At 40.5% G+C, this 22,689-nt stretch carries 26 protein-coding genes, 1 tRNA gene and 1 pseudogene; 23 read left to right on the top strand and 5 right to left on the bottom strand.

Translation table 25 applies throughout. From position 1 onward, the window contains the following. Positions 1 to 110 precede the first annotated feature (110 nt). Positions 111 to 560, bottom strand: coding sequence for an NUDIX domain-containing protein (locus WC753_02640; protein ID MFA6080358.1), 450 nt, complete (start codon positions 558 to 560; stop codon positions 111 to 113). Positions 561 to 727: 167 nt separating this feature from the next. On the opposite strand from WC753_02640, the gene WC753_02635 reads away from it, so the two are divergent. The 23 genes from WC753_02635 (at position 728) to WC753_02525 (ending at position 19,183) form a co-directional block, all read left to right on the top strand. Further along, positions 728 to 1,489, top strand: coding sequence for a YebC/PmpR family DNA-binding transcriptional regulator (locus WC753_02635; GenBank protein ID MFA6080357.1), 762 nt, complete (start codon positions 728 to 730; stop codon positions 1,487 to 1,489). Positions 1,490 to 1,498: 9 nt separating this feature from the next. Next, positions 1,499 to 2,014, top strand: coding sequence for a hypothetical protein (locus tag WC753_02630; GenBank protein ID MFA6080356.1), 516 nt, complete (start codon positions 1,499 to 1,501; stop codon positions 2,012 to 2,014). A 99-nt stretch (positions 2,015 to 2,113) separates the two neighbouring features. Next, positions 2,114 to 2,878 carry a glycosyltransferase gene (locus tag WC753_02625; GenBank protein MFA6080355.1) on the top strand — a complete coding sequence of 255 codons (765 nt, stop codon included), beginning with the start codon at positions 2,114 to 2,116 and terminating at the stop codon, positions 2,876 to 2,878. A 68-nt stretch (positions 2,879 to 2,946) separates the two neighbouring features. Then, positions 2,947 to 4,542: a MiaB/RimO family radical SAM methylthiotransferase gene (locus tag WC753_02620; GenBank protein MFA6080354.1), complete on the top strand. Its 1,596-nt coding sequence runs from the start codon at positions 2,947 to 2,949 to the stop codon at positions 4,540 to 4,542. A gap of 4 nt (positions 4,543 to 4,546) precedes the next feature. Next, on the top strand, positions 4,547 to 5,617 hold the full coding sequence (gene alr / locus WC753_02615; protein MFA6080353.1) for an alanine racemase: 1,071 nt from the start codon (positions 4,547 to 4,549) through the stop codon (positions 5,615 to 5,617). A gap of 34 nt (positions 5,618 to 5,651) precedes the next feature. Then, positions 5,652 to 6,035, top strand: coding sequence for a hypothetical protein (locus WC753_02610; protein MFA6080352.1), 384 nt, complete (start codon positions 5,652 to 5,654; stop codon positions 6,033 to 6,035). After that, positions 6,019 to 6,687 carry a hypothetical protein gene (locus WC753_02605; GenBank protein MFA6080351.1) on the top strand — a complete coding sequence of 223 codons (669 nt, stop codon included), beginning with the start codon at positions 6,019 to 6,021 and terminating at the stop codon, positions 6,685 to 6,687. Before WC753_02610 ends, WC753_02605 begins: the two co-directional genes overlap by 17 nt. Before the next feature lie 123 nt (positions 6,688 to 6,810). After that, a complete protein-coding gene (locus WC753_02600; protein ID MFA6080350.1) occupies positions 6,811 to 8,541 on the top strand; it encodes a hypothetical protein in 1,731 nt (576 codons plus the stop codon). Between the two features lie 3 nt (positions 8,542 to 8,544). After that, positions 8,545 to 9,687 (top strand): 5'-3' exonuclease H3TH domain-containing protein, encoded by a 1,143-nt coding sequence (locus WC753_02595; protein MFA6080349.1) that lies wholly within the window; start codon positions 8,545 to 8,547, stop codon positions 9,685 to 9,687. 103 nt (positions 9,688 to 9,790) lie between these two features. Next, on the top strand, positions 9,791 to 10,588 hold the full coding sequence (locus WC753_02590) for a thymidylate kinase (GenBank protein MFA6080348.1): 798 nt from the start codon (positions 9,791 to 9,793) through the stop codon (positions 10,586 to 10,588). A 23-nt stretch (positions 10,589 to 10,611) separates the two neighbouring features. Then, positions 10,612 to 11,400 carry a hypothetical protein gene (locus WC753_02585; GenBank protein ID MFA6080347.1) on the top strand — a complete coding sequence of 263 codons (789 nt, stop codon included), beginning with the start codon at positions 10,612 to 10,614 and terminating at the stop codon, positions 11,398 to 11,400. Between the two features lie 18 nt (positions 11,401 to 11,418). After that, positions 11,419 to 11,494, top strand: a tRNA-Pro gene (locus WC753_02580). A 26-nt stretch (positions 11,495 to 11,520) separates the two neighbouring features. Then, on the top strand, positions 11,521 to 11,964 hold the full coding sequence (locus tag WC753_02575) for an SRPBCC domain-containing protein (GenBank protein ID MFA6080346.1): 444 nt from the start codon (positions 11,521 to 11,523) through the stop codon (positions 11,962 to 11,964). 83 nt (positions 11,965 to 12,047) lie between these two features. Next, positions 12,048 to 13,343 carry a DEAD/DEAH box helicase gene (locus tag WC753_02570; protein MFA6080345.1) on the top strand — a complete coding sequence of 432 codons (1,296 nt, stop codon included), beginning with the start codon at positions 12,048 to 12,050 and terminating at the stop codon, positions 13,341 to 13,343. 41 nt (positions 13,344 to 13,384) lie between these two features. Next, complete coding sequence (locus WC753_02565; protein ID MFA6080344.1) at positions 13,385 to 14,116, top strand: TIM barrel protein; 732 nt, start codon at positions 13,385 to 13,387, stop codon at positions 14,114 to 14,116. Positions 14,117 to 14,118: 2 nt separating this feature from the next. Then, positions 14,119 to 14,430, top strand: a complete 312-nt coding sequence (locus WC753_02560; protein MFA6080343.1) for a hypothetical protein — start codon at positions 14,119 to 14,121, stop codon at positions 14,428 to 14,430. A gap of 19 nt (positions 14,431 to 14,449) precedes the next feature. Next, complete coding sequence (locus tag WC753_02555) at positions 14,450 to 14,737, top strand: thioredoxin family protein (GenBank protein MFA6080342.1); 288 nt, start codon at positions 14,450 to 14,452, stop codon at positions 14,735 to 14,737. A 6-nt stretch (positions 14,738 to 14,743) separates the two neighbouring features. Then, the gene (locus tag WC753_02550) at positions 14,744 to 15,715 is read left to right on the top strand and encodes a permease (GenBank protein MFA6080341.1); all 972 of its coding nucleotides are present in this window, start codon (positions 14,744 to 14,746) and stop codon (positions 15,713 to 15,715) included. Positions 15,716 to 15,718: 3 nt separating this feature from the next. Further along, entirely contained in the window at positions 15,719 to 16,180 is a 462-nt protein-coding gene (locus WC753_02545) for an 8-oxo-dGTP diphosphatase (GenBank protein ID MFA6080340.1), read from the top strand. A gap of 86 nt (positions 16,181 to 16,266) precedes the next feature. Next, the gene (locus tag WC753_02540) at positions 16,267 to 16,392 is read left to right on the top strand and encodes a hypothetical protein (protein ID MFA6080339.1); all 126 of its coding nucleotides are present in this window, start codon (positions 16,267 to 16,269) and stop codon (positions 16,390 to 16,392) included. A gap of 112 nt (positions 16,393 to 16,504) precedes the next feature. Beyond that, positions 16,505 to 17,116, top strand: a complete 612-nt coding sequence (locus WC753_02535) for a VTT domain-containing protein (GenBank protein ID MFA6080338.1) — start codon at positions 16,505 to 16,507, stop codon at positions 17,114 to 17,116. Further along, entirely contained in the window at positions 17,101 to 17,817 is a 717-nt protein-coding gene (locus WC753_02530) for a glycosyltransferase (protein ID MFA6080337.1), read from the top strand. The genes WC753_02535 and WC753_02530 overlap by 16 nt, the downstream gene beginning before the upstream one ends. A 94-nt stretch (positions 17,818 to 17,911) precedes the next feature. Then, positions 17,912 to 19,183 carry a hypothetical protein gene (locus tag WC753_02525; protein MFA6080336.1) on the top strand — a complete coding sequence of 424 codons (1,272 nt, stop codon included), beginning with the start codon at positions 17,912 to 17,914 and terminating at the stop codon, positions 19,181 to 19,183. A gap of 253 nt (positions 19,184 to 19,436) precedes the next feature. Here WC753_02525 and dprA read toward each other — a convergent pair whose 3' ends face one another. The 4 genes and pseudogenes from dprA to rpsO form a co-directional block, all read right to left on the bottom strand. Continuing rightward, complete coding sequence (gene dprA / locus WC753_02520; protein ID MFA6080335.1) at positions 19,437 to 20,510, bottom strand: DNA-processing protein DprA; 1,074 nt, start codon at positions 20,508 to 20,510, stop codon at positions 19,437 to 19,439. 27 nt (positions 20,511 to 20,537) lie between these two features. Then, entirely contained in the window at positions 20,538 to 21,221 is a 684-nt protein-coding gene (locus WC753_02515) for a HemK family protein methyltransferase (protein ID MFA6080334.1), read from the bottom strand. An 18-nt stretch (positions 21,222 to 21,239) separates the two neighbouring features. Then, entirely contained in the window at positions 21,240 to 22,163 is a 924-nt protein-coding gene (locus WC753_02510; protein MFA6080333.1) for a lytic transglycosylase domain-containing protein, read from the bottom strand. Positions 22,164 to 22,379: 216 nt separating this feature from the next. Beyond that, a pseudogene (gene rpsO / locus WC753_02505) lies at positions 22,380 to 22,643 on the bottom strand (30S ribosomal protein S15). Positions 22,644 to 22,689: the final 46 nt, after the last annotated feature.

Genomic DNA, 22,689 nt, shown 5'->3' with positions numbered 1-22,689 from the left:
AGAATGCAAAATACAAAATGAAGGAATTTGATTAATTTATTGGCTCCCGAACCAATTACTTCCTATATTTTGTATTTTGCGCTTTGTATTTTGTATTTCTATCAATACGTTTACATAAAATCCTTATTTGCCTCCACTATATCATAAATATTTGGTTTCGTTTTTACTTTCTTGAGATCTGGAAGTGTGAGCCATACAGAACCCACAAATCGTTCTTCCCGCTGGACATACGGCTTTTTCGCTCCAGAGTATTCGACGAGATAGAGTGCGACATCTTTATTGATAGTTGGACTCCCTGTTTTATGCCGAGCAGTGAAGGAAAAAGAGATTGTTTTAATAAATTTTTTAATCTTTAAAAGTGATGCTTCGAGACCAGTTTCCTCGACGATTTCACGAATAGCCGCGTCAGCAGCCGTTTCATTTTCGAGAAGATGTCATTTTGGGAGAGCATAGACGATATTGCCTCCAGAGTTTTTCCATTTGAGCAAGAGCACTTCGATAAGCCCACCGTGCTTGCGATAGACAATTCCTCCGGCACTTTGCTCAAACATGTGTGACATAGAAATAGTGTAGTATTTTTTGGGTAAAATACAAATCACATGAGGTAAAAAATAAAAACACTGGTTGACTCATATCAAAAAACAACATAATAGACTGGAAACCGTGGAATGATATTACTTATAGAGCACTATCTACCACCTATCTCTACCACCTATCTCCCAACTTTATGTGACGTTGACCCGTTCTTGCCAATAAAAAAGCTGCTTCTGCCGTACAAAAGTGAAAAGTGTATGGTATGCACTCCAAACTCATCGCCCTCGCCGCACGCAGTGGGGCAAAACCAGACGAAAATCCCACGCTCTATACAGCTATCGAAAAAGCAAAAAAGGACAGCGTTCCTCGGGATGTTATCGAAAAAGCCATACGACGGGGGGCGGGACTCGATAAAGATGTTGCCGATATCGAAGATATCACCTACGAGTGATATGCTGCAGGCGGTGTCGCTGTGATCGTACGGACACTCACCGATAACAGAAATCGTACTGCCAGTAGTATACGTTCCTATTTTACGAGAAATGGTGGTAATCTATGAGAAGCAGGATCGCTCTCCAATCATATATTTCAGTATCGTGGAGTTATTATCGTCAACGCCTCCGATATCACAGAAGATATGATTATCGAATCAGGCGCTGATGATTACAAAACAATTGACGATGAAACACGGCTTATCGTTCTCAGAGAAAACTTTTCCTCAGTGCTTGACTTCCTAAAATCAAAAAGTATACTAATCGTCTCAAGCAGTTTCGAGTATCTCCCCACGCTCGAAAATGAAATCATCGATTTTGACCAAGGCGTCAAAGTAATAAAGCTCCTAAATGACCTCGATGAAGATGATGATGTAGAAAAAGTTTGGACAAATGGGGTATTCGATGATATACTGCGTGAAAAGATAGAAGTTTTTATCGCTTCTCATATCTTTCGTTCTTAATTTCTTTTTATGGCTGAAGACACTACCCAAGGCGGACAAACTGGACAAGGTGGAGCGAGTGGAGATGATAATTCTACATTTGACCCCATAGCAGCAGAAGCATTTTTCAAAGACCTTATCGGACGATATAATACTGATGATAATCAGATTATTCTCGACCTGGTCTCTTTCCACCCTCTGACACAATTTGAGGAAAAAGATTTCGTAGACCTCCTCGAGCACTCACTGTCACTTTCTGTCTCAGAGAAAAAACGCGTCGTCGATGCCATCCCAACACTTTCTCAATACCAGATTGATGAGCTCAAAAAGGTATTTACTGAGGAACGAGAAGAATTCCGTAAGCTCATGCCAAAAGAAGCAGAAACAATCAAAAAACTCGTCACTGACAAACGAGCAGAATGGAAACAACTCAAACAAATCTATATCGATGAGCTCAAAAACCGTCAAAAATCCAATGAAGACCAAAATAAGATAGACGATCTCAAGAAGTCACTTGGGCTCGAAGAAGAAGACGCGACAGCATAATTTTAAAGCAATCTAAGAGAAAGTCCTCATCCGAGGAGGACTTTTTTTATCGAGAAAATCATTATACTGGATCTATACATCCTAATCGAGAAAATCATTGTGGAAACAGACATAAAAAAAAGAATTCTTTCTCTTCAGTCAGAAGCACCGGTAGTATCGATCGTGATACCTGCCTATAATGAAGAAAAATATCTCTTACCCACAATCGAAGCATTGAGCAAAATAAAAACACACTATCCTACTGAGATTATTCTCGTCGATAATGGTAGTACTGATAACACGAAGTTTCTCGCAGAATCATGTGGATTAAAGGTTATCGAGGAAAAACAAAAATGAACCTCCTATGCGCGACAAGCAGGACTTATGGCTGCAAAAGGAGAATATATATTTACTACGGATGCAGATTCTATCGTACCAGCTACATGGGTCGAAGAGTCAATGCATTATTTCCAGAATAACAAGAATCTCTGTTTTTTGTCTGGCGGAAGCCAATATTGATGAGTACATTGGTCCTTCCATTGGATGAAATATGTAATAGATACAATCCGAAAATGGAGCTGAAGGGAGCCTAAGTGCCCAGCAATTTATTGATATAATTCTGTTTTTAAGAAAGATATAGCAATCCAAATGGGAGGATATTCTCCAGGTATTAATTTAGGAGAAGATCTTTTACTGGCAGCAAAAATATGAGAGAAATGAGATATGCTGAGCATACAGGACATGTCCACAACGGTCATAACGAGTGGGCGACGTTTCTCGAGCTTTTGAAAAGTTCTGAAATATATCATGTTCCACTGGGTATTTGAACGTTCTTTCTCCGATGCTCATAAATTAGGCGCTAGAGATTTCGCGGATATACGATAACTACCATAAAAATTTTTTATGTGAAAAATAACTCCTTCATTTTATAGAGAATTGTGTATACTTCTCCTATGTCTCTCATAAGCCACGAGAAGCTCTCTTTTATAAAATCTGAGCTTCAAAAAGCAAATAAACCACCATCTTCAAAAAAATATTGTATTCGGACCTTCGGGTGTCAGATGAACTATGCTGATAGTGAAAAGATTCATATGCTCCTTTCTCAGGCAGGACTTGCACGAGTTGATGAATGGCATGAAGCCGATGTCATTATATTCAATACCTGCTCTGTTCGCCAGAAGTCAGAAGATAAAGTCTTCGGATACATAGAAGAAATCCAGAAAATACGAGTCATCGACCCTGAGTATTCTCTTTGAAAAGTAAGCTCAGACCGAAGGGAAAAAACTGGTAAAAATATCATCATCGGTGTGACAGGATGCATGACACGAAAAACAGGTATCAATAAGAAATATTACGGCTATCAGGGGCGAAAAAACACAACAAAAATAGAGCTTCTGGATTTCAAGACTCAAGCACTGACGTACTCAAGCACTGACGTACCAGTGACTTCTCTCTTCAATTCTGATGATGAGCTTTTTATTCGCACCGAGAATATAGATTTTGTGATAAGAATAGAAGAAATTGGTACACTGACAACCATTCTATCTCTCATTTATCGAGAAGATATTGGCCAAGATGATTCTTTTCAGTCCTACCTCCGTGTACGACAGGAACGAGAATCCAATGGAAGTGCCAATATTATCATACAAACGGGATGTGATAATTATTGTACCTTTTGTATTGTCCCCTACACTCGAGGAAAAGAAGTTTCTCGACCCATTGAAGATATAATTGAAGAAGCAAGAGATGCAGTGAAAAATGGTGCAAAAGAAATCACACTGCTCGGGCAAAATGTGAATAGCTATGGCAAAGAAACACGGAAAAATCTCTGGAATCCGGAAGAACTTACATGGGAATCCGCGAGTGTGAGAACGCCCTTCCGAGAGCTACTAGAAGCTCTCAACGACATCAATGGGCTCGATAGAATCCGCTTTACTTCAAGCAATCCCCATGATATGACCCGTGATATTCTCGACGCCCATTTTGATCTCGAAAAATGTTGCCACTATCTCCATTTTGCACTTCAGTCGTGAGATAATGAACTTCTCAAGAAGATGAATCGAAAACACACCTATGAAGATTTCAAAATGATGGTCGACTACCTCCGTTCTCGTGACCCACTCTTTGGTATCTCGACGGATATTATTGTGGGATTTCCTGGAGAAACTGAGGAACAATTTGAGAATACTGTGAGGGCATTTCGTGAGTGCCAATTTGATTTTGCTTATATCGCGCGATATTCTCCTCGAAAACAAACTTATGCTGCCAAGATGCCATGACAAATTCCCGCTGATGTAAAAGCAAGACGATGGGACCAGCTCAATACGCTGATGTATGAGATAATTCAAGAGAGAAACCAGTGTATGATTGGCCGAGAGGAAATAATTCTCGTTTCAAAAATCGATGAGGAAGACGGCACAATCTCTGGACGAACGAGAAACTTCCGAGAAGTATTTGCTCCAAAGAATGAATCTGTTACAATAGGAACACTCGTGCCAGTCAAAATCACTGATATAGACAGGTGGGTACTCCGAGGAAGCTATCTGTAGAAATATGCCTTACCACAACCTCAACACCATTACTATTTTCCCAGACCGTCTCAAACACAATCTGGAAGTACTTCAAAGACTCTCAGGAATACCCTGTGTACCCGTCGTGAAAAGCAATGCGTACGGTCATGGGTTAAAACTCCTCGCAAAAGAATGGAATTCATACACTATCCCATTTGTCTGTGTGGATTCACTCTTTGAGGCCTATGAACTCCAAAAATATGGGTATAAAAAAGAAGTACTTATTATGGGTTTTGTTGATCCAGAGGATATCCCGCGGGAAAAAAGATTTCACTATGCTTGCTCAGACCTCGACTATGCTCAAGTAATTGTAAAAAAGAGAAATCGCGCAAAGCTGCACCTCTTTTTTGACACTGGTATGCACCGAGAGGGCATTCAATCATTCTCAAAACCTGACCTAAAAATACTCTCATCTCTCAAGCGCAATATCGTCGGCATCATGACTCATCTCTCAACACCGGATGATCATACCGTAACTAATACTCAATACGAAGCTATGAATCGTTTTGAAAAAATCCTTACAGAGCATGGCATACGGCCTACTTTTCAACATATCTGTGCCTCTGGCGGAGCACTCAACCACAAAAAATCCGACCAGGCCCATGACACACTTGCTCGTACAGGAATCGGATATTATGGGTATGGACATCCTGAGCTCTTGCCCGCTCTGCGGTGTCATACGCGGTTGATGCAAGTAAAATATCTGAATGCAGGTGAATCCGTAGGATACGACGGAACTTACACCGCTGAAAAAGCGATGATTATAGGTGTATTACCAATAGGATATAATGATGGACTTGACCGAAGATTTTCCAACAAGGGATTTCTCTCTATACGGAATATGCTTTGTCCTATCATCTGACGAGTGTCGATGAATATTACGATGATTGATATCTCTCATGTCCCCGAACCAGTAGTTGGTGAGGAAGTCCTCTTTATCAGTGAAAATCCAAAATCGCCTATCAGTCTTGAGAAACAAGCAAAAGTCATCGATGTGATACCCTATGATCTCCTCGTGCATCTCAATAAAGAGATGTATCGAAAATGAATATAGCTTGCTTTCAATACAGTAACCATATACTCTTTTTATGGTTTACGAAGTGCCCCAATGATATTCTGATGTTCCGAAAATAACTCCTGAAGGAGTAGTGGCTGATATGATATCTCAGGGCATCACGGAAGTTCTTTGAGACAAGACAGATACGCTCCATGTAGGGAATAAAAAGGTACAAAAGTATACAACCAATGATTGGAATATATATATTTGGCCCGACCCGAGAAGACAAGAAAATATCATTTTTGTTTCCCCAGTATATGTCTGAGAAAATAATGAAATTAGTTGGTATATAGGACGAACGCTCATCGTAAAAATCATGATAAAAAATCTAGATCAAAGAGAATTTATTGCTCGCTGTGCCCGCCGGGAAGTCACCCCAGAAAATTTAGAAATACAACATGAAGTATCCATATAATATTCTTTCTCTGAGACACAAAATCTGACTCTGATTGTTGGTACTCTTCCCGAGTATCAGACTCGTAGCACTCTGTAATTCCCGAGCCATGGGGGAATGAGATGAAAATTCTGATATCGATCTTTTTATCATTGCAAAATCCTGACAACTCTGGACGGCTCGATTTGTTGTAACCATAATTTTTAGTATTCTCGGTGTACGACGACGAAATATCCATGGACTCACCAAGGGAAGCCCAGAATATATCAAAAAAACGAAGAATAAATTTTGTCTCTCATTTTTTATCACAGAAGATGTGATGAATCTCGATAGCATACGAATCGAAAACGATATCTATCTCGATAAGTGGATTCAAACTCTCGTGCCTCTGATAAATAAAAATAAAACTCTTGAACGATTTTGGGGAGTAAATGGTCTCAAAAAATCACCAGAAAAAGAAAAAAAACAAAAATTCCTTTATTTTGTATTCTGTATTTTGTATTCTGTATTTTGAATATTTGAAGGGCTTATTAAAAAACTCTGGCTCCCAAAAACTCTCAAAACGTATGAGAAACTCTGAAAACCTTGGGGGATTGTCATCTCAGATTCGATGCTCAAATTTCACGATAATGATCAAAGAAAAGTCTATCGAGATAAGGGGCGGAAAGAATAGATTGATTTTCTGCTCTCGTTGAGCATAATAAACTAGAGGAGCTTGCATTCGGATTGATGGTTATGGGTTATAGGTTGTTAAAACCAAAAAATTCCTGCTTTCTTCTCTTTTATCTTTTATTTTATGATACTTCCTCCTGGAGAAAAAATTATAGAAACCAAGAAATGTCGTATTTCTGGAGAAGATTTTTTTGTGACCGATAAAGATTTGGAGTTCTTGGATAAAGTCTCGCCAATTTTTTGAGGGGAAAAATATAGTTTACCCTCTTTGGACGTTTCGCCTCTTGAAATGCGAAAAACATTGCTCAGTTTCCGAAATCAGAATCGACTCTACAAACGAAAATGCAGTAAAACTGGACAAGAAATTATCGCCATGTTTTCTAGTGAAGTACCTTTCCCAGTCTATGAGAAATCACTCTGGTATTCGGATTCATGGAACCCGATGGAGTATGGACAAGATGTAGATTTCAACAAGACTTTCTTTGAACAATGGTCTGAGCTCAACGATATTGTCCCCCATCCGGCAAATAGTCGTCTTGATGATGAAAATTCGATTTATTCCAATAACTGTGGGAACGTCAAAGATTGTTATCTTTGTTTCAATGGACTTTTCAATGAAAACTGTCTGTATTGTCAGATATGGGATTACTCTAAAAATTGTATTGATTGTGAATGTATTTTTGAATGTGAAAATTGCTACACGCTGAACCTCTCAAAAAAATGTTATAACTGTTGGTATTCTCATGAACTCACCAACTGTGGCGACTGTATACTCTGTTATGACTGTATCGGATGCAATAACTGTATTGGTTGCTACAATCTGAGAAATAAGAAGAATTATCTCTTCAACCAACCATCTACACCAGAAGCGATAAAAGAATATAAAAAGAAAAATAATATTTCTCTTTTGTCGATCAACTCTCTTAAAAAAGTGATTTCGCAGGGAGTGCATAAATATGCCTCCATGGTTCAGTCAGAAGAATGTTTCGGAAATGAATTTCAATCCTCAAAAAATTGTTTTGATTGCTACTATATGATGGGGGCTGAGGATTGTGCGTATTGTGATAGTGGTAAAGAACAAAAAGATTGTCGATATGTCATGAATGGTATGAAAAATCTCGAAAATAGTTATTGCTCAGTGACAGTAGGGATAAATGCATCAAATATTTTCTTCTGCAATAACTCTACGAGAAGTCTTTCTGATATTCTGTATTGCTCTTTTTTATTTTCATGAGTACATCATTGTTTTGGTTGTATCTCGCTTCATAATCACGAACACCACTGCATCTTCAATACATCTTATTCCGCACAAGAATATGAAACCCTCTGTGGGAAACTCGTCGAACATATGCGGAGTACAGGTGAGTGGTGACAATTTTTTCCACGACAGCTGTCGGCATTTGAATACAATGAATCCCTCGCTCACGAGTATTTTCCTCTCTCCCAAGATGAAGCAATACAGTGAGGATGGAAATGGCGCACCGAAGAAACTGTAGTATTTACTGGAAATATATATTCCCCTCTTCCTATAGCTCAATATGATGAGAGAATAGTGGGATTTGATACTGCTACAAAAAATATCGCCGAGGTACTAGCATGAACTCTACAATGTGAAGTAACAAAAAAACCATTTAAACTCGTATCACAGGAACTCGCATTCTACATCGAAAATAATCTTCCACTTCCAACCAAACATCCTGACCAGCGACATAAAGAGCGACTCTCACTCAGAAATGGAAGAATGCTCCATGAAAGAACTTGTACTGATTGTAAAAAACCTATAATCAGTATCTACGCTCCCAATGTACCAGAAAGAGTGGTATGTGAGGAGTGTTATCAGAAGTTAATATATTAGTTTATGCGTCGAGAATTGATTATCATTGATGGATTTAACCTGATTTTTCGGGTATTTTACGCTGTGCCAGGCATGCATACCAAGGATGGGAAACCAGCAAATGCACTCTTTGGATATACACGGGCTCTGATGAAACTCTTGCAAACCGATGCCGCGTATATCGTTATTGCTTTTGATAGTGGATGAGAGACATTTCGAAGTGAAGTTGACGAAAATTACAAGGCCCATCGTGATGGTATGCCTTCAGACCTTATAAGTCAGATGGATGCCATCTTCGAGGTAACAGACCTTCTCCAAATACCATGGATGGCAGCGCCTGGCTTTGAAGCGGATGATATCATCGGAACACTCGTACGAAAACATGAAAAAACAATGGAAAAGATTCGTATTGTCTCCTCTGATAAAGATCTCTTTCAATTTGTCGGTGGTAACGCCTACGTATATGATGCTATGAAGGATAAGGAGTATGGGCTCGAAGAAGTGATTAAAAAATTTGAAATACAACCATCACAAATAGTCGACTATCTCGCACTTATTGGTGACACATCTGATAATATCCCTGGAGTAAAATGAATCGGTCCAAAAACAGCAATAAAGCTTCTCAAAGACTATAAAACGCTCGATACTATTCTCGAAAATCTGAGCAAACTCTCTCCAAAACTTCAAGCTATGATTGCCGATGGTGAAAGCGCTAAAAAAAGCCAGTTTTTGGCAACCATACGGACCGATGTGCCACTTTCAGTGGACATGGTCGATCTCGCTCGAGAACACTCTAATATTACCTATACTCCGGAGTTGGTTGGATTTCTTCAACAGTATGAATTCCGCTCACTTCTACCACATCAACACGAAGCACAAAATCATACATTCACACTCAAAAAAGAAACCGTGATGATAACTGCAGACGTTGTGCAGAAACTACTCACGAGAATAGAATCAGGAGAAAACTATTCATTTGCAACCAGTGGAGGACGTGATATTGAAACATACGGGATTGCTTTCTCAAGCGAAGAAATCTATGAAGGGAATGGGAGTGATGCTTGGTCAAAAGAACTCCTGAAAAGTCTCACAGAACATCCATATAATATGACAACGTATGACTGGAAGACATCGCTGAGACGAATACTTTTTTCACTCAAAAAATAAAAACATATAATAGACCATACTTCCGAAATAGGGCAATAATTTTTAGAGGAAAATACTTCAGACAACTTGCAGAGTAAAAAATTATCTGATAGGATTGTCTCATATGACACCTATTTCTACTCTCTCTGCACCACCTCTTACTCGAGGGAAGAAGGCAGCTCCACGTTTTACAAATCATAAAATCTCTTCGGAGAAAAGTGAAAAACAAAAACCATTTTTCCCAAAAGATATCCGCCCAGGGACGCTCATCGTCGTCGAATGACAAGATGGGAGTGGCAAATCCACACAAGTCCGTATTCTCCAAAAACTTTTAGAATCAAACGGATTTTTTGTGCATTTCACTGAATGGAATAGCAATCTCAGGATTAAGCCGCTCACAAAAATACTGAAGAAAAGGGATCTCAAACTTCCAGCGACCGTCTTCGATATGATCCACGCCGCCGATCTCATGGAACGCTACATCTCAGAGATTAAATGAATGCTCAAAGCTGGTATTATCGTCCTCGCTGACCGCTATATCTACACAGCTCTTGCCCGAGGATATGCCCGAGGACTAGAAATCGAGGAAGTCCGTCCATTTTATGATAGCTATTTCCCTGTGCCAGATATGACATTTTATTTCCGACTCCCCGTAGAAGCTGGGATGAAGCGAGCAGCAGGCCGTAATGATCTCAAACACTATGAAGCAGGAATGGATATGGAATTTTCTGATAATATCCTCCACAATTTCCACGCCTTCCAGACTCGTGTCGTCGATGCCTACGACCGTCTCGCAGAATCAGAGAATATGTACACTATCGACGCTATCAAAACGGTCTGCGACACGACTCCCGAGATGCGTCAAAAGGTCAGTGAGTATTTCTCAAAAAAATATGGCACAGGACTTCTCTCTGGATTATAAAAAAATAATTATTCTCTCTTACTATGAAACCAAACTTTTCCCGCATTTCCGATTTTCCAGGCCGACTCATCATCCTCGAATGACCTGATGGGAGCGGCAAATCTACACAAGCAAAAAAACTCAAAAAGATGCTGATGGCTCAGGGGCAGGTTGCTGTGATTATTACATGGAAAGATGCTCCATTTTTCCGTGAATACTTTGTCGAACATGAAACTAAAAAGCCAGGAGAAGGCATCACCCCTGAAGCACATCTTCTCTTGCAAGTAGCTGATTTTCTCTACCAGATGGAGAGAAAAGTCGTTCCAAGCCTCCTCAAAGGACACACCGTTATTATGGATAGAGCGCTTCCGACGATTGTGATTCGTGGTCTCTCCCTCGGACACACTCTCGACCAACTCGAAAATGGACTGCTCTGGTTCAAGAATACTATCTACAAAGATATGTTTGCCAAAGCAACAACAGTATATCTCGATGTCTCAGCAAGTAAAACACTGGAAAGAATCAAAAAACGAGCCAAGAAAGAAGACGAAGGAGAAGGGACTCTGCTCTCATTTCAGATGATCAATAATCTCAAATATCTTCCCGATGGTGAAAAGCTCACAAAAAAAGCAAAACGCCGCCTTGTAGAGAAACTCCAAGAAACCTATATTACTTCGTACGGACATTATTTTAGTCATCATGATGGTGTCAAAATAGATGCAAATAAATCGTCCGAAGAAGTCTTTGATGAAATCTGGTTACAACTTGCTCCTGTCGCTCCCAAAAAACCAGAACCAAAATTCCAGGTCTCTCGTTTGAAAAAAACAAAATAATCATACACTTGTCTCTATCAGGATGTGGCGCAGTTGGTAGCGCACAAGGCTGGGGGTCTTGGGGTCGTGGGTTCGAGTCCCGCCATCCTGACCAATAAAACAAACCTTTAGTTTCTTACTATGTCTCAACTCTCTGTCTCTGTGCTCGTCAAAGCACCGCTTGAAAAGGTCTGGAATGCATTTTGGCAACCAGAAGCAATAATACATTGGAGTCACGCATCAGATGACTGGCACTGTCCAAAGGCCATCGGTGAAGAACCAAAAGTGGATGGTATTTTTATCAATACTTTTGCTGCAAAAGACGGCAGTTTCCAATTTGATTTCACTGCCAAATATGACGAAGTGGTGCCGATGAAAAAACTCGTCTATACGATAGGAGAAATGAAAGAATATTTCCTCGATGCGGGTAGAAAAGTAGAAGTTACCTTTGAGCAAAAAGAAAATGGTGGCATACGAGTGACGGAAGTATTTGATGCAGAAGAAATCCATTCATATGAAATACAGATAGCAGGTTGGCAGGCTATTCTGGATAATTTCCGAGACTACACAGAATCAGCATTGTAAGAAAGTTTCTCTTGCTCTTTCTCGATAAAACCCTACTATCAAAGAAGTACTTTTGTGCTTCTTTTTTTTAATTATCTTGTCTCATGAAATTCTCCGAACTCCAGATAATCCCGCCAATTCTCGCTGCCCTCGAAACCGAGTGATACACGACACCCACGCCTATTCAAGCGAAAGCTATTCCTCTCGTCCTCCAGCGCCGAGACCTCCTCGGAGTCGCACAGACGGGAACAGGTAAAACAGCGGCTTTTGCGATTCCTATTATCCAACTCCTCAGTGAAGATAGACATCTCGCACCAGGCAGAAGAGTGATTCGTGGGCTGATTCTTACACCAACACGAGAGCTCGCCATCCAGATTGCCGAGAGTTTTGGGAATTATGGACGAAATACGAAATTGAAATACACCGTTATCTTTGGTGGTGTGAATCAGCACAGCCAAGTCCAAACGCTCCAACAAGGTATCGATGTCCTCATCGCAACGCCAGGACGGCTACTCGATCTCATGAATCAAGGATATGTCGATCTTCGCCATATTCAATTTTTTGTCCTCGATGAAGCCGATAGAATGCTCGATATGGGCTTCGTCCATGATGTCAAAAAGGTCATTGCAAAAATTCCTGCAAAACGACAGTCCCTTTTTTTCTCAGCGACCATGCCTCCTGCTATAGTCGAACTGTCCCGGAGTATTCTCACAAACCCAGCCCGTGTCGAAGTCACCCCAGTTTCGAGCACCGCCGATACTGTCAACCAAGCTGTCTACTTTGTCGACAAAGAGAACAAGAAACATCTTCTCCTAGAGGTTTTGAAGGATAAAAATATTGAGCGAATCCTCGTCTTCACTCGGACAAAACACGGTGCTGACAAGGTCGTCAAAGAACTGATGAAAGTAGGAGTCAACGCTCAAGCAATTCATGGAAATAAGACACAAAATGCCAGGCAGACAGCCCTCAAAAACTTCAAAGCAAAGACGACTCGTGTCCTCGTGGCAACGGACATTGCAGCGAGAGGAATCGACATAGACGAACTAACCCATGTCGTGAATTTTGAGCTACCAAATATCCCAGAATCCTATGTCCATCGTATCGGTCGAACTGGTCGAGCAGGAGCGAGCGGTATCGCTCTCGCTTTCTGTGATGCAGAAGAAAAAGAATACCTCCGCGATATCCAAAAACTTATCGGAAAACAAATCCCCGTTATCGACAATCATCCCTATCCTCTCAAAAATCACACAGTAGTAAAAGCTCCGCCAAAACCACAGAGACCACCAAGACCCAAACCGAGTCCGTGAAAAGGAAATGGTGTGCATGCCCCCTTGATAAAGGGGGGTAGGGGGGATTGATGACCGAAACCATCACATAAAATACCTCCAAGAAGGTGGTAAAAAGAGTAAAAGAAATTATAATGAACGTATAAATTTCAACTATGAAAAACCAGATTGCTATTTCTACAGGCCTTGTCTACAAATTTTACCCAGATCAACCATCTCGGATACAGAGGATGAAACCTCTATTCGAGGGGTGATATGGTATAGAAATTTGTATTGCTGATCCTGCATACTTACTCTCTTTTGACCCAGATGAAGTACTTATAGCATATCTGAAGACACTTCCATGTGTCTCTCTCCATGCTCCATGGATTGGTATGACCTATGGCGATAATGAGCTCTGTCATTCAGTACTCGAGAAACTACAATATCTCTCAAAAACTCTGAACGCAAAGCACATCATCGTGCACAGTGGTTGGACAAAAAATTATGATATTTTTAGAAAATACGGACTCAAAATCCTCGTGGAAAATGAAGACTATAAATTACCAGATAGCTCGACTCCAGATCAAATCGCACAGATTTTACAAGAGAATCCCGACATAGGATTCAATTTTGATTTTGCACATGCGCTGACTATATGAGCAGATACTGTGCGGTCTTTTATAGACAGATTTGGGTCGCAAATTGTCCAGGTACATATGTCTCATTTAAGTAGAGGTGTTCGGGATCACAATTTTTTATGCCGAGATGCCGAGCCATGGGTATTAGAGTTGTTACAGTATTTCAAAGATAGGATCAAAGCACCTCTCGTACTGGAAAATGTCGCTCAAACAGAAGAAGAAATCGATATGATTCGTGAAGAAATTACCTTTTTAAGAAATTTTTAATTATGTTTCAAGAACTTATACACTGGGACATTTACGAGATTCGCACTGAAAAAACTCCAATCAATGGAGTGATGCTGCGATGAAGAATTCGTAAATTTTGTTTGAATGAAAAGAGAAATGTGCTGGTAGAAAATACTGGAGATATACAATGATGTGTCCGGTTTGCCATTCCAGCAGACGAAGATCCTGAAATAATCATACACTATTTACAGAGTATTATCTGAGATGCGGAGATTGAACGAGTGCTTTGAGCAATTCCAAACCCTGTTTTGTCAAAACTTATAATAAACCAAGAAGACAGATATACCCTTTAATTCATTAACTTTTTATGGTATGAAAACTATCAAAATCCTCTGAACTGGCTGCGCAAAATGCCAGCAACTCGAATCCAATGTAAAAACAGCTCTCGAGCAATCATGAATCGAGGCGACAGTAGAAAAAGTCACCGATATTGCCGATATTATGGCGTATGGCGTGATGGGAACACCCGCTTTGGTCATCGATGAAGTAGTCGTAAGTAGTGGCAAACTCAATGAGGTCTCAGAAATTCTCGGATTCTTGAAAGGAAAAATAGAAACAAAAACAGGAAGATGCTGCGGATGTTGTTGCCAGAAGAAATAATAAATTATGGACATATTTTACCCAATACAGCTATTTGCCGATTTTCTGACCTATACAGTGCTTCATCTCTCAGTGGGGGCTCATAGTGCCTGAGCGGTGAATTTCTTTGTCTACGACACGATTAAGATAGTTATTTTGCTGCTTGTCATCACACAGGTGATGAATTTTGTGAATGTGTTTTTCCCTGTGGAGAAAATACGGGATTTCTTGAGTAAAAAGAAGCTCTACGGACTCGAGTATTTTATGGCTTCTCTCTTTGGAGCGATAACACCTTTTTGCAGTTGCTCATCTATTCCGCTCTTTATCGGTTTTTTGAAGTGAGGCATTCCGCTCGGCATTACTTTTTCATTTCTGATTACTTCACCACTGGTCAATGAAGTCGCTTTGGCGATGCTACTCGGGATTTTTTGACTCAAAATAACGCTCATTTATGCCATTTCGGGGATAGTTCTCTGAATGGTCGGAGGTTTTATTCTCTGAAAATTGAAGCTCGAAAAATATGTCGCTGATTTTATCTGGAAAACGCCTGTGCATAATGCTGGAATGGCGATAACCAAGAAAACTTGGAAACAAGTTTGGCGAGAATCTTCTCGTGAATGACTCCAGATCACCAAAAAAATACTCCCCTATGTGCTCCTCGGGGTAGCCGTTGGCGCATGAATTCATGGATTTGTGCCAGAGGGATTTTTCGCACAGTACATCTCAGAGGATACTCCTTTTGCTGTGCCAATAGCCGTTATACTCTGAATACCGATGTATGCCAATGCAACCAGTGTCATACCCATCATACAGGCATTGATTGCCAAATGAGTCCCTCTCGGAACAGGGTTAGCCTTTATGATGGCAGTAGTAGGATTGAGCTTGCCCGAATTTCTCATTCTCAAAAAAGTGATGAAACTCCCACTCCTTCTCACATTTTTTGGACTTGTTTGATTCTGTATTATACTTCTAGGGTATTTCTATAATTGGATTTTTTAAGCTATGAAACTCGCTACCCTCTGCTATATCCGCCACAACGGCAAGACCCTGATGCTCCACCGTATCAAGAAGGAGAATGATATGCATAAGGGGAAATGGAACGGTCTGGGTGGCAAATTTGAGGAATGAGAGACGCCTGAGGAATGTGCGATTCGTGAAATAGAGGAAGAGTCTGGATTGAAAGTGAAGAATCCGAAACTGAAGGCCTTTCTCACTTTTCCTGCTTTTGCCAATGAAGAAACATGGTATGTCTGGGTGTTTGTGATCGACGAATTTGAGTGAGAATTGATTGATTCACCTGAATGAGTGCTTGAGTGGATAGATGATGATAAGCTCTTGGATCTCAATCTCTGGGAATGAGATAGGGTATTTCTGAAAATTCTCGATGAAGAAGGGTTATTTTCGGGTAAATTTCTCTACGAAGGATATAAATTGATTGATTATTCTTTCAAGAGGGTTTTATAACGTGTATTTGGTGTATGTCCCCGATAAACTCTTGGAATACACGAGAACCTGCTATACTCTCGGTTCTATTTCCTATCCTTTTTATTATGTCTGATGAAACAATCCCTGCTATTGAACCAGTAGTGGCTCCTACTCCGGAAACTACTCCAACTGAAACACCTGCTGCTGAAGAAGTGGCTCCTACGGAAACTGAAACACCTGCTGCTGAGTAATTCGAGCTATGAAAAACAAATACCCACCAAACTTGGTGGGTATTTTTTATTTTAAAGTTGAATGAATATCGATGTTCTTATAATGATCGGGCTACTAAAAAAATATTATCCTATGTCCACCTTGCCAGCTTTTGCGGCATACGCTCTCGAATTTCCTACCTACAAATATCTCCTTATCTGCGTCGGAGTTGCTATTGAGGGCCCTCTGTTGATGATTGCTTGTGGTTTTTTGCTGACATTTGGAGCGCTAGATTTTTTACCACTCTATGTGAGTATTCTTGCAGGGGATTTGATGGGCGATGCGGCTTGGTACGCCATTGGGCGATATTTTCTCGATCCTTTTCTCCATCGATTTGGGCGATATTTCTGGGTTTCAAAAGAGTTGCTCAATCAGGTCAAGCCCCTTTTCAAAAAATTTCATACTCGCATTCTCTTTTTCTCAAAAATTACACTCGGCTTTGGAGCATCAATAGCCACACTGATAACTGCTGGCGCTACCCATATACCCCTTAAAAAATATTTAGCCATTAACTTTCTCGGAGAAATACTCCTCGTATTGGTATTACTAGGAATTGGATATTCCTTTTGATCCGCTTACGCACAGATCGAAGAAGAGTTAAAATACTATTTTTTAATTGGTATAATACTTATCGTGCCAACACTTGTTTTTAGTATAACTCGCTATTTCAAGCATAAACTCTTAGACACATGATCTCCTTTATAATACCGACACTTCGAGAAGAATCAGTGATCGGAAAAACCCTCGAATGGCTGTCAACATATAGAGGAGAAAAAGAGATTATCATCTCAGATGGCTGAAGCGATGATAAAACTCTCGAAATTGCCAAAAAATATACCGATAAGATCATTGTGTATCAAGGTGAGAAACGCCAAACCATTGGGATGGGGAGAAATCTCTGAGCCAGCATTGCCTCTGGAGAATATTTTGTATTTCTCGATGCCGATGTGACTATTTTCCATCCAGATGAATTCTTCGCTGAAGCATTGAGAATACTAGAAATTACACCAAATTCTGTCGCACTCACAGGACCAATGCGAGTATTGCCAGAGATGGAAACATGGGCAGATAGGATTATTTTTTGAGCCCTAGGATATCTGTTTATGTTTATGAACAATGTTCTTCATACTGGGTGAGCATCAGGTGAATTTCAGATGGTCCGACAAGACGCATTTAAAAAAGTAGGTGGCTTTGATGAAGAGCTTATAGGATGAGAGGATAAAAATCATTTTGAAAAATTAGCAAAAATAGGTCGTACACTCTCGGCCCGCCGTCTCACTGTCTATCATACTGGACGCCGTGCACACAAAATAGGTTGGCCAAAACTCTTGCTTACATGGGGTATTGCGATATTACCGAGCCGTATCCAAAAAAAAGTCTTAAAAGAATGGACAGTAATCCGTTAAAACAATAAAATCAAAAAGAATTTTCACATTTTGTCAGCTCATTTTTCTCGAGAAGTCATTGTAAAAATAAGTGACTTATGATACACTGCATCATATGACAAAAAAAGGTTCTTGCCCCTACTGTGATGAAAATCCTGTCCCTCATTATATTAATTGGTATTTTGATAGTCTGAATATCCTTTTTGAAAAATTACAAGTGGTGTTTCTCGATAATCCTCTTGTTCGTTTTTTGGGTCGATGGGAAGATGATGCAACACTCTTTTTGATAGGGCTTCTCCGGCTCATAGGAATTGTACATTTTGGCAAAAAACCGGCGAAATGAACGATGTGACGGGCTCGAGTTCTTTGGGAAGAAGCAGAAAAACGGGGCTTTGAAATGCGAGAAGTACGAATATTTGATAAAAATACCGATATGTACGTGGTACGGAAAAAGATTCCTGGAACACGACGAAAAAAAATAATTATTTTTTCAGGCGTGCCTCGTCCAAAATCCGCAAATACTGCCAATCTTTCACATATTGATGACAAGTCTTACTTTAAAAAAACATGCCAAAAAGCATGAATACCCTATGCCGAATGATGATGCGCATTTTCTCTTCGTGAGGCCTACGCGATATTTGATCGTCTCAAGAAACCAGTCATCGTAAAGCCACGACTCGGAAGTCGTGGTCGTCATTCTCTTACGTATATAAATACCAGAGAGGACCTGAGGAGAGCGTATTCTATAGCAAAACAACTCTGTCTCTGGGTCATCGTGGAAGAACAGCTTTTTTGACCAGTGTATCGAGGTACAGTGATTAATTATAAGCTCGAGGGTGTCTTTGCCGCAAAAGTACCACAAATAACTGGAGACGGGGAAAGTACTCTCATAGAACTCATCACAGAAAAAAACCTCACACGACTCGAGGGAATTGCAGAAGTTAAAATTTCTGCAAAAATGGCTGGGTTTCTCGTACGACAACTTATCAGTAATGGGATCCTAAAAATATCTGATGGGTATCAGTCCTGGTATACTTCTCTTCCAAAAAAAGGTGATAAAGATATATTTGAATTTATCCCCTCACAAGATGCTATCGTGTATCTCAGTGAAAAAATTGGCATGGACTATGGGGGTATCAGTGGTGATGAGTATGATATATGTCATCCAGATACTCTGGAACTTTTTGAAAAAGCTGGTCATATCTTTGATGATACCCTCCTTGGTTTTGATCTGATGATACCGGATATTTCACGTTCTTGGAAAGACCAAAAATGTGGTCTCCTCGAAGCAAATACGGCTCCTTTTTTCAATCTCCATCATGATCCTTTTTACGGAAAACCACGAAATGTAGCTGCAAAAGTATGGGATATGATTGACTGGAAATAATATAAAAAACGACCCGTGAAGGTCGTTTTTAGGTATTGCTATTAAAATGAGCAATTAATGGCCGCCTTTGACAGGTGAATGGCCGCCTTTGACAGGCGAGTGTCCTCCGTATAACATATATAAATGATTAGAAAATAAATCTTACCCGCTCATTATAATCCAAAGAGCGCGAAAAAGCAAATTTAAATAACTGTGCAAAAGTCGAGAATCTGATAAAAATGTAAAAAATAGACAAAATATCCTACTTTCCCAATTAACCAATTCGATACATCCCCCCAGAATTTTGGAGAATCCCCTCTATTTCCATCAGGGAAAGGGCATTCATAACGAGTGGTAGATCATATCACGTTATCTCAACCAAAGACTCCATATTGCACGAATCTCGACACAATATTTCATACAGGTTTTCCTGTATTTCATCAGCAAAATCAGGTCTCATAGTCGTCAGGAGCGACAACTGTTTGTCTACTATCTGATATTCGCTGAGGATATCCTCAGCACTCATAATCAGTTTTCCTAGACCATCACGAACCAGCGCATTACTTCCCCGAGCTCATTCGCGTGTGATATCCGCTGGGATAATAAAAACATCCCGATTATATTCGAGCGCAAGACGGGCCGTAATGAGGGTTCCGGAATCCTCTCCTGCCTCAGCAATCAATGTGCCACGACTCATACCTGCTACGACAGTATTTCTGAGTGGGAAATTATAGGGCTCTGCCAGTGTCCCGAGAGGAAACTGGGAAATCAGTGCCCCACCACCTGCAATAACATCCTCGAAGAGCCGTGCGTGTGTTACAGGGTATACCACATCGATACCTGCACCAAATACAACTAGAGTCTGCCCCTTGTTTTTGAGCGTAATCTCATGTGCCAGAGAATCTATGCCATAAGCACCGCCGCTTACGATAGTATAGCCCGAACGTATCAGATCAGGCAGTATTTTCTCAAGGCAGGACTGAGCATAGCCCGAATGCCTCCGTGAACCAACCACAGAAATGAGAGCATCATGATCTGGGAGTTTTCCACGGACATAGAGAATTGTCGGTGCATCCGGAATATTGATGAGAAGTTGTGGATATTCTTCATCATCTTTATGAATGATCCGAATATTTTTTTCTCGTAAAAGACCTTCAATACGTTCGACATTGAGAACATTTTTTTTGTCGACTATCTTTATAGCAGCATCTTCGATAATGCCTATTTGAAGGAGTTTTTGTATGCTGACACCTTCATAGAAATTCTCGACTTTTTCAGGCGAAATAAGGGCGAGTTTTTTGTGACTCAGACCGAGCGAATGGAGAAGAGCAAAAAAGAAGTGATTCATAGGAAAAATAGGGGAAAGAAGAAAAGATTATCGTCTCTCAATAAGAATATGACAAAACCGTTCGATACCACGCAGGTCAGCAAAAAAAGTATATTCCCAGCCATACTGCGCGATGACAGTTTCAGCGATATCGCGTTGCCAGAGTCAAAATTCTATCACAATATGACACGTTGTAGGCCGATATTCCCAAGTATGAAGCTGCTGGAAAAACCGTTCATACAGCTCAAACCCTGTTGTTTCCCCTCAAAGAAATGCCATTTTTGGTTCATAGAGAAGGTCTCCGACGACTTCTCGAGCCAGCACATAGGGAAGATTTGCTGTTATCAGGATTTCTACTGGTGGATTATTATAAAAATGCTGTATAAGTGGCATTGCCAGGTCCCCTTGAAGGAGTGAAAGATGCTTGAGGTGCGGATTTGAAACACGTTCAAAATTCTCATGCGCAAGATCAAGCGCATCCTGACTGAGATCGGTCGCGATAATTTCTATATTTCTTTGTATTGTATGCGCCAGTGAGACAGGAATCACACCACTTCCCGTCCCAATATCAGCTATACACCCAATACTTGGGCGTTGTTCCAGAAGACGAAGAGCATATTTGACGAGTTCTTCTGTCTCTATTCGTGGGATAAGGGCTCGAGAGTCCACCAAACAACGATGCCCAAAAAATAAGACATATCCGTCACGGTATTCTTCGGGAAAATCAGACATACAGCAAGAAAATAATGATTATTTGAGAAGTAGTTTCACATCCCACGGCCCATCTGGCAAGACATAGCTCAGAATCCATGGATTCAGCTCTCTCAATTCTTGATAATCGATATCATGAGCGAGACAGTAGACACGGAGGTCAGCAATAGGTCCTTGGAGCGTCAGAGTGGTCGTATTTGGTACCTGGAAGATATCTCCTAAGGTTTCTGGTGAAAAAAGTTGCCAACGATTTTGCATCAAATATTTGATAGCAACAACTCGGTAGATGTAGTTCCCCGTTTCAGAATTAAGAATCAGGTCATAATAATTTTTGGCAGTTGGTTGTGCATCCATATCTCGCTGAAGACCAGAAAGCCCGCGATTATACCCGGCAGCAGCAAGTGTCCAATTGCCAAATTTCTTCTTGAGGTCGAGGAGATATTTGGTTGCTACCCTCGTGGAGCGCTCAAAATTCAATCGTTCATCAATATACTTGTCGACACGGAGACCATACTGCCGAGCGGTTTCTGGCATCAGTTGCCATATCCCTCGTGCACCCGCAGGACTCAGAGCATCGTATTGCAAGCCACTTTCTGCGACAGCAAGGTATTTAAAATCTTCAGGTACTTCACTCTCCGAGAGATAGGATTCTATATAGGGGAAATACTGTGCCGAACGTTTATGGTAGAGAAGAAACTGGTACAGTGAAAAGCGATTTATGAGAAGCTCTTGCTCGAGCTTTTCGAGTCAGAGCGGATTAGATGATTGGTCGACGATAACTGACTCGCCAGCAAAATCAAGCTGTCACATATTGATGTCGAGAGGACTGAGAGAGATCTTATCACCCCGGAAGCTGGCATAAGGAAGACGCGATACAATGACAACAAAAAATATAACAGAAATGGCAAGTATAAGAAAATACGTCGTTATTCGTTCATGGAGGAGAAGTTGTTGTAATTTCATACTCTTTGAGTATACCTATATTTCAAAAAAAATACACCCTTATTTTTATAAGAGTGTACCAAGGGGGTAAATAAATTCTTATTTCTTTTTTGCTGCAGCTTTCTTTGCAGGTGCCTTTTTAGCTGGTGACTTCTTTTCAGCTGTCTCTTTCTTTGCAGCTTTCTTTGCAGGTGCCTTTTTGGTGGCCGTTACTTGTACCTTTTCATCTTTTTTGATTTGTTTGAGAGTAGATGCTTCATTATCGAGTTTTGCGAGAGCTTCTGGATTCTTTTTTGCGAGATAGTTACGGAGTTTGCGGCGTGTGCTGACGAGACCGAGAAGCCCACGACGTGAATGATTATCCTTTTTGTGCTCATTGAGATGTGCCGAAAGCGCCTCGATACGGACAGTGATAAGGGCTATCTGGACCTCTGGAGAACCCGTATCGCTCGAAGTACGTGCGTACTTTTTGATGAGTTCTTTTTTTTCAGTGTGCTTCATAAGAAAAAGTTAGAAAAATAAAGTCCAAGTGAAGCCTCAGACGGGC

This window comes from Candidatus Gracilibacteria bacterium, from assembly GCA_041660965.1.
Classification (GTDB): Bacteria; Patescibacteriota; Gracilibacteria; order BD1-5; family JAGOOR01; genus JAGOOR01.
This window is presented reverse-complemented; position numbering and strand designations above follow the sequence as displayed.